16 protein-coding genes and 1 pseudogene are annotated in these 17,371 nt (G+C 67.3%); 9 read left to right on the plus strand and 8 right to left on the minus strand.

Annotated features, from left to right (window positions below; all coding sequences use genetic code 11):
• Positions 1-93 precede the first annotated feature (93 nt).
• The 6 genes and pseudogenes from EET10_RS08320 (at position 94) to EET10_RS08345 (ending at position 5,478) form a co-directional block, all read left to right on the plus strand.
• Positions 94-966 (plus strand): ABC transporter ATP-binding protein, encoded by an 873-nt coding sequence (locus EET10_RS08320; RefSeq protein ID WP_099188168.1) that lies wholly within the window; start codon positions 94-96, stop codon positions 964-966.
• Positions 963-1,811, plus strand: a complete 849-nt coding sequence (locus EET10_RS08325) for an NUDIX hydrolase (RefSeq protein WP_036406729.1) — start codon at positions 963-965, stop codon at positions 1,809-1,811. The genes EET10_RS08320 and EET10_RS08325 overlap by 4 nt, the downstream gene beginning before the upstream one ends.
• Positions 1,808-2,558: pseudogene (locus EET10_RS08330) on the plus strand (enoyl-CoA hydratase). Before EET10_RS08325 ends, EET10_RS08330 begins: the two are co-directional and overlap by 4 nt.
• 9 nt (positions 2,559-2,567) lie before the next feature.
• The gene (locus tag EET10_RS08335) at positions 2,568-3,542 is read left to right on the plus strand and encodes a class I SAM-dependent methyltransferase (RefSeq protein ID WP_036406731.1); all 975 of its coding nucleotides are present in this window, start codon (positions 2,568-2,570) and stop codon (positions 3,540-3,542) included.
• On the plus strand, positions 3,476-4,726 hold the full coding sequence (locus tag EET10_RS08340; RefSeq protein WP_211187913.1) for a THUMP-like domain-containing protein: 1,251 nt from the start codon (positions 3,476-3,478) through the stop codon (positions 4,724-4,726). The genes EET10_RS08335 and EET10_RS08340 overlap by 67 nt, the downstream gene beginning before the upstream one ends.
• A 71-nt stretch (positions 4,727-4,797) precedes the next feature.
• Positions 4,798-5,478 carry an esterase gene (locus EET10_RS08345; protein ID WP_036406732.1) on the plus strand — a complete coding sequence of 227 codons (681 nt, stop codon included), beginning with the start codon at positions 4,798-4,800 and terminating at the stop codon, positions 5,476-5,478.
• Positions 5,479-5,491: 13 nt separating this feature from the next.
• On the opposite strand, the gene EET10_RS08350 is transcribed toward EET10_RS08345, so the two are convergent.
• Together EET10_RS08350 and EET10_RS08355 are read right to left on the minus strand one after the other, a co-directional pair.
• Entirely contained in the window at positions 5,492-5,878 is a 387-nt protein-coding gene (locus tag EET10_RS08350; protein WP_122502048.1) for a hypothetical protein, read from the minus strand.
• 16 nt (positions 5,879-5,894) lie between these two features.
• Positions 5,895-7,187: an outer membrane protein assembly factor BamB family protein gene (locus EET10_RS08355; protein ID WP_036406831.1), complete on the minus strand. Its 1,293-nt coding sequence runs from the start codon at positions 7,185-7,187 to the stop codon at positions 5,895-5,897.
• Positions 7,188-7,444: 257 nt separating this feature from the next.
• On the opposite strand from EET10_RS08355, the gene EET10_RS08360 reads away from it, so the two are divergent.
• A complete protein-coding gene (locus tag EET10_RS08360) occupies positions 7,445-8,182 on the plus strand; it encodes an acyltransferase (RefSeq protein ID WP_036406736.1) in 738 nt (245 codons plus the stop codon).
• 245 nt (positions 8,183-8,427) lie between these two features.
• Positions 8,428-9,726 carry an IS256 family transposase gene (locus EET10_RS08365; RefSeq protein ID WP_080692200.1) on the plus strand — a complete coding sequence of 433 codons (1,299 nt, stop codon included), beginning with the start codon at positions 8,428-8,430 and terminating at the stop codon, positions 9,724-9,726.
• A 227-nt stretch (positions 9,727-9,953) separates the two neighbouring features.
• Here the strand turns inward: EET10_RS08365 and EET10_RS08370 are convergent, their stop codons facing one another.
• Positions 9,954-10,664 (minus strand): TetR/AcrR family transcriptional regulator, encoded by a 711-nt coding sequence (locus tag EET10_RS08370; protein WP_122502049.1) that lies wholly within the window; start codon positions 10,662-10,664, stop codon positions 9,954-9,956.
• 79 nt (positions 10,665-10,743) lie between these two features.
• Here EET10_RS08370 and EET10_RS08375 point away from each other — a divergent pair, with 79 nt between their 5' ends.
• A complete protein-coding gene (locus tag EET10_RS08375) occupies positions 10,744-11,514 on the plus strand; it encodes an MBL fold metallo-hydrolase (protein WP_051490755.1) in 771 nt (256 codons plus the stop codon).
• Between the two features lie 401 nt (positions 11,515-11,915).
• On the opposite strand, the gene EET10_RS08380 is transcribed toward EET10_RS08375, so the two are convergent.
• From EET10_RS08380 to EET10_RS08400, 5 genes are all read right to left on the minus strand, one after another.
• On the minus strand, positions 11,916-12,713 hold the full coding sequence (locus EET10_RS08380; RefSeq protein WP_099188170.1) for an alpha/beta fold hydrolase: 798 nt from the start codon (positions 12,711-12,713) through the stop codon (positions 11,916-11,918).
• 43 nt (positions 12,714-12,756) lie between these two features.
• Entirely contained in the window at positions 12,757-13,302 is a 546-nt protein-coding gene (locus EET10_RS08385) for an anti-apoptotic protein (protein ID WP_036406739.1), read from the minus strand.
• Positions 13,303-13,406: 104 nt separating this feature from the next.
• Positions 13,407-14,741, minus strand: coding sequence for a cryptochrome/photolyase family protein (locus EET10_RS08390; RefSeq protein WP_063466915.1), 1,335 nt, complete (start codon positions 14,739-14,741; stop codon positions 13,407-13,409).
• Positions 14,742-14,747: 6 nt separating this feature from the next.
• Positions 14,748-15,227 (minus strand): TspO/MBR family protein, encoded by a 480-nt coding sequence (locus tag EET10_RS08395; protein WP_036406742.1) that lies wholly within the window; start codon positions 15,225-15,227, stop codon positions 14,748-14,750.
• Positions 15,224-17,320, minus strand: a complete 2,097-nt coding sequence (locus EET10_RS08400; protein ID WP_246013618.1) for an MMPL family transporter — start codon at positions 17,318-17,320, stop codon at positions 15,224-15,226. The genes EET10_RS08395 and EET10_RS08400 overlap by 4 nt, the downstream gene beginning before the upstream one ends.
• Positions 17,321-17,371: the final 51 nt, after the last annotated feature.

The raw sequence follows: 17,371 nt of genomic DNA on the forward strand, positions 1-17,371 counted from the left end.
AGCAGACGTGAAATCGCACGAAATCAGCGATTTCGATGCGATTTCGCGTCTGCTGACCGGGCAGGGCGACCCGACAGGCACCGCACGAGGGCGGTGCGGCACGATTGGCGGGTGCCCGAATCCGGCTCACCAGCTGACCAGGAGACAGCCGATCCAGACCTGCTGATCGACTTCAGGAATGTCTCGCTGCGCCGCAACGGGCGCACCCTGGTGGGGCCGCTGGATTGGGCTGTCGAACTCGACGAACGCTGGGTGATCATCGGCCCCAACGGGGCCGGCAAGACATCGCTGCTGCGCATCGCCGCCGCCGCCGAGCATCCGTCGACCGGAGTCGCGTTCGTGCTCGGTGAACGGCTCGGCCGAGTCGACGTCTCGGAGCTGCGTGCCCGGATCGGGCTGAGCTCGTCGGCTTTGGCGCAGCGGGTACCCACCGACGAAGTGGTGCGCGACCTCGTGGTGTCGGCGGGTTATGCCGTGTTCGGCCGGTGGCGGGAGCAGTATGACGACGTCGACTACCGGCGTGCCGTCGACATGCTCGAAAGCCTGGGGGCTGAGCATCTGGCCGACCGCACCTACGGCACGTTGTCAGAGGGGGAGCGTAAGCGGGTGCTGATCGCCCGTGCGCTGATGACCGACCCGGAATTGCTGCTGCTCGACGAACCCGCCGCGGGCCTGGACCTGGGTGGCCGCGAGGAGTTGGTGGCGCGGCTGGCCGACCTCGCCGCGGACCCGGACGCGCCCGCGCTGGTGCTGGTCACCCACCATGTGGAGGAGGTGCCGCCCGGGTTCAGCCACTGTCTGTTGCTGGCGGAGGGTCAGGTCGTCGCGTCCGGCCTGCTGCCCGACGTGTTGACCGCCGAAAACCTTTCCACCGCGTTCGGCCAGCAGATCGCCGTGGACCTCGTCGACGGGCGATACTTCGCCCGGCGGGTCCGTACCCGCGCAGCTCATCGGAGGCAGCCATGAACTCACCGTCGGAGCAGGTGCCCCTGGTACCCCGGCCCGCAGCGACCGTGATGCTGGTCCGCGACGCGGAGCCGGCTTCGGGGCCCGGCTTGTCCGTTTTCCTGATGCGGCGGCACTCCGCGATGGATTTCGCGGCCGGGGTGATGGTGTTTCCCGGCGGCGGCGTCGACGACCGGGACCGCAATGCCGACTTGGCCGGCCGGGGCGCGTGGGCCGGCCCGCCGCCGCTGTGGTGGGCGCAGCGATTCGGCACCGAACCCGGCCTTGCCGAGGCGTTGGTGTGTGCCGCGGCTCGCGAGACGTTCGAGGAATCGGGAGTGCTGTTCGCCGGACCGGCCGGCGACCCGAACAGCATCGTGCGCGACGCCTCCGTGTACAGCGAGTACCGCGCGGCCCTGGCCGACCGCACGCTGTCCTTCGCGGACTTTCTGGGCCGCGAAGATCTGGTGCTGCGCTCCGACCTGCTGCGACCGTGGGCGAACTGGGTCACCCCCGAGGCTGAGCTCACCCGTCGTTACGACACCTATTTCTTTGTCGGAGCCCTGCCGGAAGGACAGCGTGCCGACGGTGAGAACACCGAGTCCGACCGGGCCGACTGGACGCTGCCCCAGGACGCCATCGATGACTTCGCCGCCGGGCGAAACATCCTGTTGCCGCCCACTTGGACCCAGCTCGACGCGCTGGCGGGCCGCACGGTGGCCGAAGTGCTGGCCGTGGAGCGCACGATTGTGCCAGTGCAGCCCAACCTCGCGTTGCAGGGGGACAACTGGGAGATTGAATTCTTCGACTCCGACCGCTATAACCAGGCGCGGCGCTCCGGCGGATTCACCGCGTGGCCGCTGTGAGGGAGTTCGTCGGCGTGGTCGCCAACGAGGGCCTGGCCACGTTGGTGGTGTCGCGACCGCCGACCAATGCGATGACCCGTCAGGTCTACCGGGAAATCATCGGTGCGGCAGACGATTTGGGCCGCCGAGAGGACGTCGCCGCGGTCATCGTGTTCGGCGGCCATGAGATCTTTTCCGCCGGCGACGACATGCCCGAGTTGCGGACGCTGACGGCGGCGGAGGCCGATACCGCCGCTCGGGTGCGGCGCCAGGCGATCGATGCCGTGGCGGCGATCCCGAAGCCGACGGTGGCCGCGATCACCGGATACGCGTTGGGCGCTGGCCTCACCCTGGCGCTGGCCGCCGACTGGCGGGTCAGCGGCGACAACGTGAAGTTCGGGGCGACGGAGATCTTGGCCGGACTGATCCCCGGCGGCGGCGGAATGGCGCGCCTGACCCAGGTGACCGGTCCCAGCAGGGCCAAGGAGCTGGTGTTCAGCGGCCGCTTCTTCGACGCCGAGGAGGCCCTGGCGCTGGGACTGATCGACGACATGGTGGCACCCGACGACGTCTACGACGCCGCCGTCGGGTGGGCGCGCCGCTTCGTCGACGGCCCCCCGCTGGCGCTGGCCGCCGCCAAGGCCGTCATCAACGATGTCCTCGAAGCGGAACCGGCGCAGCGAGTCGTCGCGGAACGCCGTCGTTACGTCGAGGTGTTCGCTGAAAGTCAAGGCCCTGGGCGCCGAGGGTGACCGGGACGGCCGTTAGGCTCCCTGTATGACGAGCAGTTCGACCGACGTCGTGCCCAACCCGCACGCCACCCCCGAACAGGTGGAAGCCGCCCGGCACGACAGCAAGCTCGCCCAGGTCCTCTACCACGACTGGGAAGCCGAGAACTACGACGAGAAATGGTCGATCTCCTACGACCAGCGCTGCGTCGAGTATGCCCGGGGCCGGTTCGACGCCATCGTGCCCGACGAGGTGTTGAGCGAACTGCCGTACGACCGGTCGCTGGAACTGGGCTGCGGCACCGGGTTCTTTCTGCTCAACCTGATCCAGGCGGGGGTCGCCCGCCGTGGATCGGTCACCGACCTCTCACCCGGCATGGTCAAGGTCGCCGTCCGTAACGGGCAGTCCCTGGGACTGGAGATCGACGGCCGGGTGGCAGACGCCGAGGGCATCCCCTACGACGACAACACCTTTGACCTGGTGGTCGGGCATGCGGTGCTGCACCACATCCCCGACGTCGAGCTGTCGCTGCGCGAAGTGATCCGGGTCTTGAAGCCGGGCGGCCGCTTCGTCTTCGCGGGCGAGCCGACCACCGTCGGCAACGGATACGCCCGTGCCCTGTCCACTCTGACCTGGCGCATCGCGACCAACGCCACCAGGTTGCCCGGCCTGGGCAGCTGGCGACGGCCCCAGGCCGAGCTCGACGAATCCTCGCGTGCCGCGGCGCTGGAGGCCATCGTCGACCTGCACACGTTTACGCCCGGGGACTTGGAGCGGATGGCCAGCGGCGCAGGCGCGGTACAGGTAAAGACCGTGAGCGAGGAGTTCACCGCCGCGATGTTCGGCTGGCCGGTCCGGACGTTCGAGGCCTCGCTGCCGCCCGGCCGACTGGGCTGGGGCTGGGCGAAGTTCGCATTCACCGGCTGGAAGGCGCTGAGCTGGGTGGACGCCAACGTATGGCGGCATGTGGCGCCCAAGGGCTGGTTCTACAACGTCATGGTCACCGGGGTCAAGCCGTCCTGAGTGTCGGCCTGGCGTTCACTTCTGAGGACGTCGGTTATCTGCGCTCGCAGTCGGGTGCTGCCGCGCTGGCCGCGGTCGCCGAGTTCGAGCTGAGCGATGCCACCCGGGTCGCCGACACCACCGCGGTGCGAGCCCGGTTCGGCGAGCGGGCGCCCATCCTGGTGGAGACCACGCTGTTACGGCGGCGCGCTGCCGACAAGCTGGCCGGTCTGGGCGACGTCTCGAGTTGGCTGTTCACGGATGAGGCGCTGCAGCAGGCCACGGTCGCGGCGGTGGCGCTGCATCGCGCCCGACGGCTCGCCGGTCTGGTGGTGCACGACGCGACGTGTTCGATTGGGACTGAGCTGGCCGCGCTGCGCGGCACGGCGGCACGCGTGATCGGCAGCGACATCGACCCCGTCCGGTTGGCGATGGCGCGCCACAACCTGGGACCCGATGCCGACCTGTGTCGCGCCGACGCCCTGCACCCGGTGACCCGGGATGCGGTCGTCGTCGTCGACCCGGCGCGTCGCCGTGGCGGGCGCCGGCGCTTGCGCCCGGACGACTATCAACCGGCGCTGGACCCGCTGCTGGCGACCTACCGCGGCCGGGAGCTCGTCGTAAAGTGCGCTCCCGGAATCGATTTCGAGCAGGTAAGCCGGCTCGGATTCGAGGGAGAAATCGAGGTGACGGCCTACCGCGGCTCGGTTCGGGAGGCCTGCCTGTGGTCGGACGGATTGGCTGCACCGGGCGTGCGGCGTCGGGCCAGCATCCTCGACAGCGGCGAACAGATCACCGATACCGAGCCCGACGACTGCGCGGTCCGGCCCGCCGGGCGGTGGATCATCGATCCTGACGGGGCCGTCGTCCGGGCCGGCCTGGTCCGCCATTACGGCGCCCGGCACGGGCTGTGGCAGCTCGACCCCGAAATCGCCTACCTGTCCGGTGATCGGCTGCCCGCGGGGGTGCGCGGTTTCGAGGTGCTCGAGCAGTTGCCGTTCGACGAGCGCCGGTTGCGTCAGGCGCTGGCTGCACTCGAGTGCGCGGCGCTGGAGATCCTGGTCCGCGGCGTTCAGGTGGATCCCGACGCGCTGCGGCGACGGCTGCGGTTGCGTGGCAGCCGACGACTGTCGGTGGTCATCACCCGGATCGGTTCGGCGGCCGCCGGCCGTGGGACCGCCTTCGTATGCCGCCCGTCTCGGTAGCGGCCGGGTACGCTGGCGGCGATCACCCTTAGCGGCGTTACCGCCCGAAGGTCTGCGAGGAACATTCGACAATGCGTCATCTGATAGCGGCCGCAGTGCTGGCTGCTGCAGTCCTGTTGGCCTGCCCGGCAGCGGCCGCGCCGCCGTCCTGTGCCAGCCTCGGCGGTTCGGTCGAGGCAGCGCAGATGTGCCACATTCATGCGACAGGCCCCAGCTACACGCTGGACATCAGCTATCCCGTCGACTACCCCGACCAGCAGGCACTGACCGACTACATCACGCAGAACCGCGACGGATTCGTCAACGTGGCACAGGGGTCGCCGCGACGCGACCGCCCTTACCAGATGGACGCCACCGCCGAACAACGCAGCGCCGGCCAGCCACCACACAACACCCGCAGCGTGGTGCTCAAGTTGTTCCAGGATCTCGGTGGCGCACATCCGTTCACCTGGTACAAGGCCTTCAACTACAACCTGGGGACCAAACAACCCATCACCTTCGACACGCTGTTTGCGCCCGGGACCACGCCGCTGGACGCGATCTTTCCGATCGTGCAACGGGACCTGCAACACCAGACCGGGCTCGGAGTGGTGATGCCCTCCAACGGGCTCGATCCGAGCCACTACCAGAACTTCGCCATCACCGACGACGACGTGATTTTCTACTTCGCCCAGGGCGAGCTGCTGCCTTCGTACGCCGGAGCCACTCAAGTCCAGGTGCCGCGCAGCGCCATCCCGGCGTTGGCTATCTAAGGCCATCTAAGCCTTACACCGGGCCGGCCAGCGATTCCATCGCTGCCGCGGCACCGCCCAACGCCAGCTGCGCCACGCACCCGATGATCGGTACGAAGAAGGCCACCGTGCGCCGCGCGAGACGCGACACCGTGACCACCAGGTCGGCGACGAAGAACGCGATGCCGACCCACAATCCCAACCGGATGGCACGGTCCACCCAGGCCGGATCACCACAGGGCTGGGCGCCGCACGGGTCGGTGCCCATCACGAGCATGCCCAGCACCAGCATCGTCGCGACGAACAACAGGGCGTGTACCGCCAGCAGCACGATCGCGACCGTGATATCCAGCGCCCGGTGGGCCGGGCTGCGGCGGCTGGACACAGCCGCGTTCGCCGGAGCCGCATCATCGGTAGACATCGACCAAGTATGGCCGCTAAGCCGGCGCGAAGCTGTAAACCTGGCCGTCGCTGGTGGCAGTTACCACCCGGCGGTCGTAGCCGATCGAGACCCCGACCGGATATCCGGTTGCGGCCGGCAGCGGGTAGCTGTTGACCGAATGACCGTTGGCCGGATTGAAAACCAGCAACGACAAACCCGGTCCGCCGTCGTGGGGTGGACCGGCCACCACGGTGTAGCCGACCTCGCCGCCGGCCAGGCTGGACGTCGACAACGGCGTGACGTCGTCGCGCCGCCAGGCCTGGTCGGCATGGTCGCCGGCGTCACGGAAGGCCGCCAGCCGGGTGTCGGGACCGCCGCCGGACACGATCAGGCCCTCCGGGGTGACCGTGGGCGGAGTCTGCGCCAGAAATCCCAGCGGCACCGACCATTTGACCTTGCCGTCGGCGGCGTGCAGGGCCCACAGGTGTTGGTCGCGGCCGTTGACGTAGACCGTCGCGCCGTCGGCGGACAGCACCGGACTGGCGAGCACCCCGTCTTTGACGGCATCGCTGGCCCACTCTCGGACCAACTGTTGGTCCCGCAATTTCAGGCCGACCAGCCCCGCCCCCGGTGCCCCCGGCTGCCAGACACCGAGCACAACGGTCCCGTTGACCTCTGAGAATGCGGGGGCATCGGCTACCGGGCAGCCCATCCGTGCCGGTGCGCAGTCGGCTAACCCGCGCATCGGATCGGCCGGGTCGACGCCCTCGACCAGATCCACCGGGCTGCCGACCACCTTGCCGCGGTGGGTATCGAACACCAGCACCTGCCCGAGGTGGGTTGCGACGAGCAGGTGGCCGTGCCCGACGAATCGGGGAGTGGTCGGCATCCCGATCACCGGCTGGCGCCAGCGCGTCCACTGGGTGACCGGAAAGGCCACGATCGCTCCGGGCTGTCCGACGTAGAGGTTGTCGAAGCCGTCCAGTAACGGGCCGGCGAAGCCGCCGCCCTGTATCAGCCGGACACACCAGCGCTGCCGGCCGTTGCTGTTGTTCTCCCACTCCATCAGCGAGCAACCGGCCGGCGTCTGGGCGTTGAGCGCCAGGTAGCCGCGCGCACTCAGTGCCGGCCCGGCCGCCAGGCTGCCCTTGACCGAACGCGTCCACGTCAGCGTGAGCTTGCTGGCGCCGCTCGTGGTGGTGTAGCTGCTGTTGGCGGCGTCGCCGTAGGGCGCGGGCCAGCCCAGTGCCGGCGCGGCGTCAACCCAGGAATCCGTGTTGCCGCAACCGCCGAGTGCGATCGTGAGCACGGCAGCGCAGCTGGCGGTCAGCAGACGTCGCGCAAGCACCTCGACCTTTCGCAGTCCTTTCGCAGGGTTCCCCAATCCTTCCGCAACGTTGGTCGCCGGCAGGCGGGTCCGGCCGTTCGGCATAGCAGCCATCGGGTACAGGTGAGGGTAACGTGTGGCGGCTCGCGGGTGCCCGACCGCCTGACTTCCCCCGCAAGCGGGCGGTACCCCCACCCCCGCAAGCGGGAGGTGCCCCCACCTCGGGACGCTGTGCGTCCCGCTCGATAGCCTCGGGTCGTCAGGCTAGGCTTCCGGCCATGACGTCCATGTGGGGTGCGCCGCTGCATCGCCGCTGGCGTGGTGCGCAATTGCGGGACCCGCGCCAGGCCAGGTTCCTCACGCTGGCATCGCTGAAATGGGTACTGGCCAACCGCGCCTATACCCCGTGGTACCTGGTGCGTTACTGGCGGCTGTTGAAGTTCAAACTGGCCAACCCGCACATCATCACCCGGGGCATGGTGTTCCTCGGTAAGGGTGTGGAGATTCACGCGACGCCGGAATTGGCCCAGCTCGAGATCGGCCGCTGGGTGCACATCGGCGACAAGAACACCATCCGCGCTCACGAGGGCTCGCTGCGCTTCGGCGACAAGGTGGTGCTCGGCCGGGACAACGTCATCAACTGCTATCTCGACATCGAGATCGGGGACTCGGTGCTGATGGCGGACTGGTGCTACGTCTGTGACTTCGACCATCGGATGGACGACATCACTTTGCCGATCAAGGACCAGGGGATCGTCAAGTCGCCGGTGCGGATAGGGCCCGATACGTGGGTCGGTGTGAAGGTGACGGTGTTGCGGGGCACGTCTATCGGACGCGGCTGTGTGCTGGGATCGCATGCCGTGGTCCGCGGCGTCGTCCCCGATTATTCGATCGCCGTCGGCGCTCCCGCCAAGGTGGTCAAGAACCGGCAGGTGGCCTGGGATGCGTCGGCCGCGCAGCGCGCCGAACTGGCCGCCGCACTGGCCGATATCGAACGCAAGAAGGCCGCCAACTGAGGTTGCACCGATAGCGCTTCATCCGGGTACCGCTCGCGCGCACGGCGTCATGCGACGGTGCTCCGTCGTGCCGGCCGCCGCTTGGTTGGCTGGAGAATCGCGATCGACCAAAGTCACATCGCTGCAAAGTAAGAGGTTGTCCCGGGCGTCGTAGAACTTGAGGTGGCGGTCCCCCGCTTGAGACCTGCCGTGTGGTAGGTGTCGGGCGTTCCGCCAAGAACACCAACTGCAAGGGGACCACCACCGTGAAGAAGACTAACCAGAATTTGGCCGTGGACGCGACGGCGCCCGCGATCCCAGAACACGTCAGTGTGGCGATGGCCGAGATCGCCGAGAACATGCAGGAGGGCCTGCTGGCTTTGGCCGTGGGCGCCGGTCTGCAGGTGATGCAGATGCTGATGGAGGCCGACGTGACAGCGTTGGCTGGGCCGAAGGGCCGCCATGATGCGGCGCGGACAGCGGTGCGCCACGGCCGTGAACGCGGCTCGGTGACCCTGGGTGGTCGCCGGGTGCCGGTGACCCGCCCACGGGTGCGGGCCGCCGACGGGGCGGGCGAACTGCCGGTCGCCTCGTATGAGTTGTTCAGTTCGACGGAGATTCTGGGCAAGATGGCGATGGAGAAGATGCTCGCCGGGCTCTCGACCCGCCGTTACCCGGTCGGGCTGGAGCCGGTCGGGCAGCAGGTCACCGAAACATCCTCGGCGACAAGCAAGTCAGCGGTCTCCCGCAGGTTCGTCGCGATGACCGAGACCGCGCTGGCCGAGCTGCTCGCCGCGGATCTGTCGGGGCTGGATCTGGTGGCGTTGATGATCGATGGGGTGCACTTCGCCGAATCGTGCTGTGTGGTGGCCCTGGGTATCGGCATCGACGGGGTCAAGCATCCGTTGGCGTTGGTGGAGGGCTCCACGGAGAACGCGACCCTGGTTACCGGCCTGCTGGTGGACTTGCGGGAACGGGGCCTGGACGTGACCCGGCCGATGCTGGTCGGCCTGGACGGGTCCAAGGCGCTGCGCAAGGCGGTAGTCGACGTGCTCGACCATCCGGTCATCCAACGTTGTCAGCTCCATAAGATCAGGAATGTGAAAGACCATCTGCCGCAACGGCTTCGCAGCACCGCCGGCCGCAGGATGACCGACGCCTACCACGCCGACTCGGCGCTGGAGGCCGAGGCGGCCCTGCTGGCCCTGGCCGCCGAACTCGACCGTACCCACCCGGGCGCGGCGGCCAGCCTGCGCGAGGGCCTCGATGAGACGCTCACGGTGCTACGCCTCGGCGTGCCGCCCACGCTGGCGCGGACACTACGCTCGACGAACTGCATCGAATCGATGATCTCGGTGTGCCGCGAGCACGCCGGGAACGTCAAACGCTGGCGCGACGGGCAGATGGCGCTGCGCTGGTGCGCGGCTGGGATGGTCGAGGCCGGCAAGCAGTTCCGTCGCGTCAACGGTCACCTGCACCTGCCGGCACTACGGACCGCGCTCGAACATGAAGCCGCCAAACATGTCGGACCCGTCGCGCACAATGATCAGGTGAGCGCAGCCTGATGCTCACCGGACCGCCACCGAAGTTCCACGGGACTCGGGACATCCTCGCAAAGTAACCCGTTCGCGCGCCGTTTTCAGCTCCGTCGAGTCAATAACATGACCGGGATAACTCGGCCCTGCGGCTGCTGTGCATAGTCGGCGACGCCCGCAGCCAACCCCTTTTGGCGATTCCATATGCCGTCATGTCGTCGCGTTCGGCGCCGGGGCCTTCTTTCGGCTGGCCGCGGCTATTGGCCCGCGCGCGACTGCGGGCAGCGCCGGGACGCGGGGGGCTCTGATTCGCCATCCGTACTCGCCGGTGCACTCGCGCCGGCGCAATTCGCTGACATGCTCAAGAATTCGGCAGCGGTTTGGGCTAATTCCTCGAGAATCCGACGGTCGGCTCCTGCGCGGGCGCGCAGCGCCAGGCTATGCAAAGCCGCTCCGGCAAGCCGCCCCTGCGCAGCGGCATTGGTGGTAGGCGGTAGCTGCCCGCTGGTGATCGCGGCGTCGAAACGCTCCGTGAAAGCGGCATCGATGCCATTCAAGATTTCTGCAACTCGGTCAGGAATATCTTTGTCGCTGAACGACTCTGCCGACGCCGTACAGACCGCCAGACAGCCGCGGCCCGGCCCTGGTTGAGTGGTGTACAGGTCGACGCTAGCCAGGTAAGCGGCCAGCAGGTCATCACGAAGATGCCCACCAGCGTTCAGCGATGCCGTGAATTCGGTGCGCATCCGGTGCCCGAAGTGGTCCAAGGCGTGAAGATACATCGACTTCTTGTCGCCCAGAGCGGTGTACAGACTCGGCCGCGTGACGCCGGCCGCGCGTGCCAGATCGTCGAGTGAGGCGCTGGAGTAGCCGCGCTCCCAGAACACCGACAGCACCGCCTCAAGCACCCGGTGCTCGTCGAACTGACGCGGTCGCCCCCGTTGGCGCCGCGGTGAGGTTTTTTTCATACTGATCCGCTCGAAATCTTGACAACGCTATTTTACTGCGGAATGGTAGCAAAATAGTCGAACCGCAGGAGTACTTGTCATGTTGATCAAGCGCAATCCCTTCGCCTCGCCACGCCCCGGTAATGAAGTTCTGCATGGCGTCTACCTTCTGGGGACGCGCCGGGTGAACTTCTACGCCGTCACCGAACGCAAGGCAGTGACCTTGGTGGATTGCGGGTTCGACGGACACCGCCGTTACCTGGCCGCCTGGCTCGAGCAGACGGGCAGGCGGCAGTCCGACATCGAGGCGGTCATCCTGACGCACGGCCACGCCGACCATGTCGGATTCGCTGAGCGGTTGCGGCGCAAGGGCATTCCCGTCTACTTGCACGACGCCGATGCCGCCTTCGCGCAGAGTTCCCGGGGCCGACTACCCCCACAAAGGTTACGGCGGCGCATGTGGAGGCTCGCAGCACTCGGCTTGCTCGGTGAAGCCGCCGCTGACGGCGTCTTCGTTCAGCCGCTGCTGAAATCGGTAAACCGCTTGGTGTGCGGCTCACCGTTGGATGTACCGGGAAGACCGGTGCCGCTGTTGGTCGGCGCCCACTCGGCCGGGTCCGTCGTATTTCATCTACCTGACCGGGCTGCGCTATTGACCGGCGACGCGTTGATGACGCGCGACCCGATGTTCTGCGGTCACGATCGCCCGATCGTCTTCGCCGAGCACACCGCCAACAATGCGGCGACGGTGTCCGCACTGAGAAACCTCACGCCCTACGCCGATGACGCCCTGCTTCCCGGCCACGGCGAACCATGGGCCTTCGCCGGTGGCGTCGGCCGGGCGGCTCAACAGGCCAAAATAGCCGCCTGACGCATCGGTCGACGAGCAGCCGCAGCCACCCGGCTTGCGTTCCGGCGCACCCCTGTGCAGCGTGCTTATTGCGACACCGTCCGGCCACACGGTGTCGCCGTGGTCATCGACATGCCTGCCCCCATCGATTCCGCTGTCGAAATCGTCGCCGACTAATGCTCCCGGCGCAGGTTGGGGCGCACTCAATGAGGTTCGGGCAGAACACGATCGAGACAAGATGCCTACGGTCGGGGCGCCTGCCCGATCAACCGGTTGTACGCCGGGTGCGCGGGTGGGATGCGGGCATTGCCTCCGGCGCCCGGTGTTCGCCATGACTGGCTGCGAACTGCTGGATCTGGCCGGTGGGGGTGCAGGCATGCCATCGCTGCACGCATGCCATCGCTGCACGCTGTGGCCCGAGGTCAACTGACTCGGTTCAAAAACGCGTCAAGCAAGGCATTGAAATCGACGGGATTGTCGCTATTCACCAGATGGCCGGCGCCTTTGACCACCGCATACGATGCGTCGGAATCACGTTGCTGCCACAAGGGCATCACCCGGGCGAAGTTGCCGAGCCGGTCCTGATCGCCGCGGATCAGCAACTCGGGCATCGGTGTGCGGTAGTCCGGATCGGGATGTAGGCCCGAAAACAACGACGCGAGCACGGCCCGGATCTGTTGGGGCCGCATGGCCGTAGCGCTGTCGCGGATATACCGACGCACCGCTGGCACTACCGAGGACCGCCGAGCTACTTCGCGAACCAGAAGTGGTCGGGGATACAGGCCGATGAGCGGTATGACGAGCCGCGCCAACCATCGCTCTGACCGGGTCAACGGCCACGTGTTGCAGGCGCAACCAGCCAGCACGAGCGCCCTGACCCGCTCGGGGTGCTGATAGGCGATCTCCTGACTAAGGTTTCCGCCCATACTCTGGCCGACCAACACAGCATCCACGGCCCCCACCGCATCAAGGAGGGCCAGCAAGTCGTCAACTGCGTCGGAGAAGCAAAAAGCTTTGCTAGCCAAGGAAAGCCCATGGCCGCGGATGTCGTATGTCACGATTCGATAGCGTGCGGCAAAGTCCAATTGCGGGTTCCACATCCGGTGATCAACGACTGCTCCGTGGCTGAAGACCACTAGCGGCGCGCCCAGCCGACCAGTGATCCAGTAGCGGATATTCGCGCCGGGACGAACCAGCGTGTGTGACGAGGCGTGCGTCACAACCGTCTCACGGCGTGGGCTCCCCGTCGGCGATGGGACGAACCTATTCGGGGTGGTCGTCGACCTTGAAGTCGAAGTTGACTTCGCCGGCGTCGACGCCGGTGACGGTCACGTTGACGCCGTATTTGTCGCTGCCGTCGGTGAGTTGGCAACGAAGTGTGGCGCCTTCTACCCCCTTCAGATTGTCGGGGCAGGTCACCGAATCGGGCCGTCGGCCCACCTGCTGGGTCAGCTTGTTGCTGATGATCTTGGCGACCTGGTCCTTGTCGACCGTCTCTACCATGTCGAACTTGACGTCCTTGCCCTCGACACTGGTCACGGTGACGTTGACGTTGTAGGTCGAGTCTTTGACTTTCATCTCGCAGTTCAGCTGCGCGCCGACCTTTGCCGGCAGGTCAGCCGGGCAGGTCACGGATTCGGGCTTGTTACCGGCGGCGTCGGTCATCTTGGCTTTGATCTGGTCGGCGACATCGCTCTTGCTCACCGAATGCGACGACGATCCGATCGAACACGAACAGCCCCCCGCGCTGGCCACCAGCCCCACCGCAGCGCCTGAGATCAGCAACGTGCGAACGATCGTGTAAGCCATATCGCCTCCCTGGCATCGGAGAAATTAGGACAACTGTGAATCGGCTGATAATGACATGCCAAACAGCTTCTCCGAAAGCGAATCCGGGAAATGCTGCGCGCTGGTCAGCTCAGACCGCGGTAGCGGCGCAGCGCCTCGGCGCGCTCGGTGGCGTGCTCCACGATCGGCGGTGGATATCCGGACGGGCGTCGGCCTTTTCGGAGGTGGACGTCGGCGGCGGCGCGCAGCTCAGGCACCCAGCGGCGAATGTAATCGCCTGAGGGATCGAATTTTTCGCCCTGCGTGGTCGGGTTGAACACCCGGAAATACGGCGCGGCGTCAGTGCCGCATCCCGCACACCATTGCCATCCGTGCTGGTTGCTGGCCAGATCGCCGTCGGTGAGTTGATCCAGGAACCAGGCCGCTCCCCATTGCCAGGGCAGATGCAGGTCCTTGACCAGAAACGAGGCCGCGATCATCCGGACCCGGTTGTGCATGAACCCGGTCTGGCGAAGTTGCCGCATCCCCGCGTCGATCAGTGGAAACCCGGTTTCACCGGCCTTCCAGACCTCGAAGAGGTGTTCCGCCCGGCTGCCCTTATCGGTCCGGATGCGGTCGTAGTCGCGGTTCCAGTTGCGCCAGGCGCTAGCCGGGCGGTCATACAGAACCGCGGCATAAAAGTCGCGAAAAGCCAGCTCGCGCAGGTAACTTCGGGCACCGGCACCGCTGCAGTCCAGGCCGGCGACCATGGTCCGCGGGTGAATGGCGCCGAACTTCAGGTGCGCCGACATCCGGCTGGTGCCGTCGAGGTCAGGCCGGTCACGATCCTGGGCGTAACGTCCCAGTCCGTCGTCGACGAAGGTATCCCATTGCCGAAGCGCCGCGGCCTCGCCGGCAGCCAGGTCAAGCGGCGCACCGGGGTCGGGGATTTCGCACTGCTCGACGGCTACCTGCGCCGGATCCAGCCAGCGTGCACAGTCGCGGCCGGTACGCGCCGGCGACGGCCAACCCACGTCGCCCCACCGGCGGAAGAACGGGGTGAACACCCGATACGGCGTCCCGTCGTCTTTGGCGACGCGCCCGGGTGCCACCAGATACGGCGATCCCGTTGCCACCAGTGGGATCGAGCCCAGCGCCGCGCGCACCCGCTCGTCGCGGCGCCGCCCGAATGGCGCGAAATCCTCGGAGATGTGTACCGCCGATGGCTCGATTTCCTTGGCAATTCGGGGAATCCGCTCTTCGGGCCGCCCGCGGGTGACCAGCAGCCGGCCGCCCAGATCGTCGCGCAGTTGCCGCAGCGAATCGCCCAAATACTGCAGGCGGCGCCGGCCGGACGACGCCTCCAGACGCGGATCGAGAACAAAGCAGGCGAGTACCTCGCCGTCGGCGGCGGCGGCGGCCAGCGCCGGATGGTCGCGCAACCGCAGGTCGCGACGAAACCACAAGAGCGCCCGCGTCATCGCGGGTCAGCGGTTGAGCCGCCAGAGGTGGGTGGCCAGTACGGTCGCGAAGGCGGTCCACAAGGAGTAGGGAAGCATCGCCAGCCCGGCGCGACGATCGGCTTCGGCGGTCCGGCGCACCAGGTCGGCGCTGCTGGCTGCCAGGACCGCGGCGCCCAGCGCGGACGCGCCGAGTTTGTGGAACCGGAAGAACAACCAACTCCATCCGCCGTTGAGCACCAAGTTGATGCCCAGCGCGGCGACATAGCGAAGCGCCTTGTCGTGGTGTCCTGCTGCGCGCAACCGGTCGATGGCCACCGCGGAACTGATGGCGATGTCGCCGTAGAGGGTGGTCCAGACCATCGGGAAGGCGATGCTTGGCGGCTGGTACGCGGGCTTGCGAAGCCGCGCGTACCACCCGGCGGTGGATCCCGGGCTGGCGATGCTTCCGGCACCCGCCGCCGCCGTGACGGCCAGCCCAGTCGCGGTCAGTGTCGACTTATTCATCCAAATCCTCCGTCCGGCTGTGAATGTGCTGAACCATGTTGGTAGTCAGCATGATTCGGGAAAGTGGGCCACCAGATACGATCACCGATCAGGGTGAACAAAGCCGGGATCACCAGGGTGCGCACGACGAAGGTGTCCAGCAGGATTCCCAGGCCAACGATGATCCCGATCTGCGTCAGCGCGATCAGCGGCAGCACGCCCAACACACAGAAAACGGCGGCCAAAACGATTCCCGCGCTGGTGATGACGCCGCCGGTGGCCGACACCGCGCGGATCATTCCGTCGCGGGCGCCGTGGTGCGCGGCTTCCTCCCTGGCGCGGGTGACCAGGAAGATGGTGTAGTCCACCCCGAGCGCGGCCAGGAACAGGAACGCGAACAACGGGGTGCTGTTGTCCAGCGCCGGGAATCCGAAGACGTGGATGCTGGCCCAGCCGCCCAGTCCCAGTGCCGCGAGCGCGCCGAGAATGGTCGCGGCCAGCAGGGTGGGCGGGGCCAGCGCGGCCCGCAACAGCGCGTACAGAACGAGCAGGATGACCGTCAGGATCGCCGGAATCAGCACCCTGCGGTCGTGCGCAGCCGCGTCGCGGATGTCGAGGGCTTGGGCGTCGGCGCCGCCCACCAGCGCGCCGGGGGTCACCGCAGCGGTCGAATTGCGCAGTGCTGCAACGATACTGAACGCATTCCTGGATGACGGTGGCGCATCGATCACCACCGACCATTTCGCCAATCCGGTCGTCGACCGACCCGACTCGGTCGCCGATACCACTCCGGGCGTGGCGCTGATCGCCTGCTGCACCTGCGGCACCTGTGCGGCGGGGGCCACGACGACCGTCGGGCTGGTTAGTCCGGCGGGGAAGTGGCGTGCCACGATGTCGAACCCGGTCACCGAATCGGCCTTGACCCGGAATTGTTCGGTCTGCGACAAACCGATGGCGGAGCCGAGCAGTCCGGTGGCCAGCAGGGCCAGCAGTGCGATCGTGGCCGTGGCGACCAGGGCTGGACGGCGGGCGACCCGTTCGGCGACGCTGTGCCACAGTCCGGATTCGAGGGTTGCGCCGGCATCCGGCTCCGGGATGAAGGGCCAAAACAGTCGCCGGCCGCTCAATGCCAGCAGCGGCGGCAGCACCACCAGCACCGACACCGCGGCGACGAGCAGTCCGCATGCTGCCAGCGCGCCCAGGCTGCGGGTGCTGGGGGTGGCCGCGAAAATCAGCGTGAGCAGCGCCAGCACCACGGTGGCGTTGCTGGCGACGATCGCTGGCGCGGCCATCCGCACCGCGCGGCACAGGGCGCCACGGTGTTCCGCGTGCCGCCGAAGTTCCTGGCGATAACGCGAAATCAACAACAGCGCATAGTTGGTGCCGGCGCCGAAGACCAGCACGCTGGTGATCCCCGAGGTAGCCCCGTCGAAGCTCAGCTCGGTCACCGAGGCGACCGCGGTTCCGGCCGCCGCGGCAAGTCGATCGGCGAACCCGATCACCAGCAGCGGCAGCAGCCACAACACCGGTGATCGGTAGGTCGCGATCAACAGCAGCGCGACCACGGTTCCCGTGACCGCCAGCAGGGTTACGTTGGCGCCGGAGAAGGCGTTGGCGATGTCGGCGCCGAAGGCCGGGCCTCCGGTGACGTGGGCATCGAGATCTGCCGGCAGCCCGCGGTGCGCGGCGGCGCGCACCGACGTGACCGCGTCGGTGAGTTCCAACCCGGAAAGACCGGTGCTGATCGATACCACCCCGATAGCCGCTTTGCCGTCGGCCGACACCCGCACGGGTAACGATGCCGGCGCGCCCGGTTGGGCAGCCGCCCGATCTTGGACTTCTTCGGCGGCTTTGAGATCGGCGCCGTCCAGGACGGCGCCGTCGGCGCGGGTGAGGACCACCAGCAACGCAGCGCGGTCGCCGCGAGGGAACTGTGCCGAGAGCGCCTCGATTTTGGCCGACGCGGAGTTGCTCGGCACCGATTGCGGTGCCTGACCCGCCGCGGCATTGGGGCCGATCAACACCATGAGGCCGACGCCGAACAGGACAACACCCAACGTGATCAGCCATGACCGCCTGCCGGTCACCGCAGCCGCGAGCCCGTCCCACACCACGTCGCAAGCATTTCAGTTATTTAAGTATTAGGCAAACCGACCACCATCTCG

The sequence above is a fragment of the Mycobacterium pseudokansasii genome (assembly GCF_900566075.1).
Taxonomy (GTDB): Bacteria; Actinomycetota; Actinomycetes; order Mycobacteriales; family Mycobacteriaceae; genus Mycobacterium; species Mycobacterium pseudokansasii.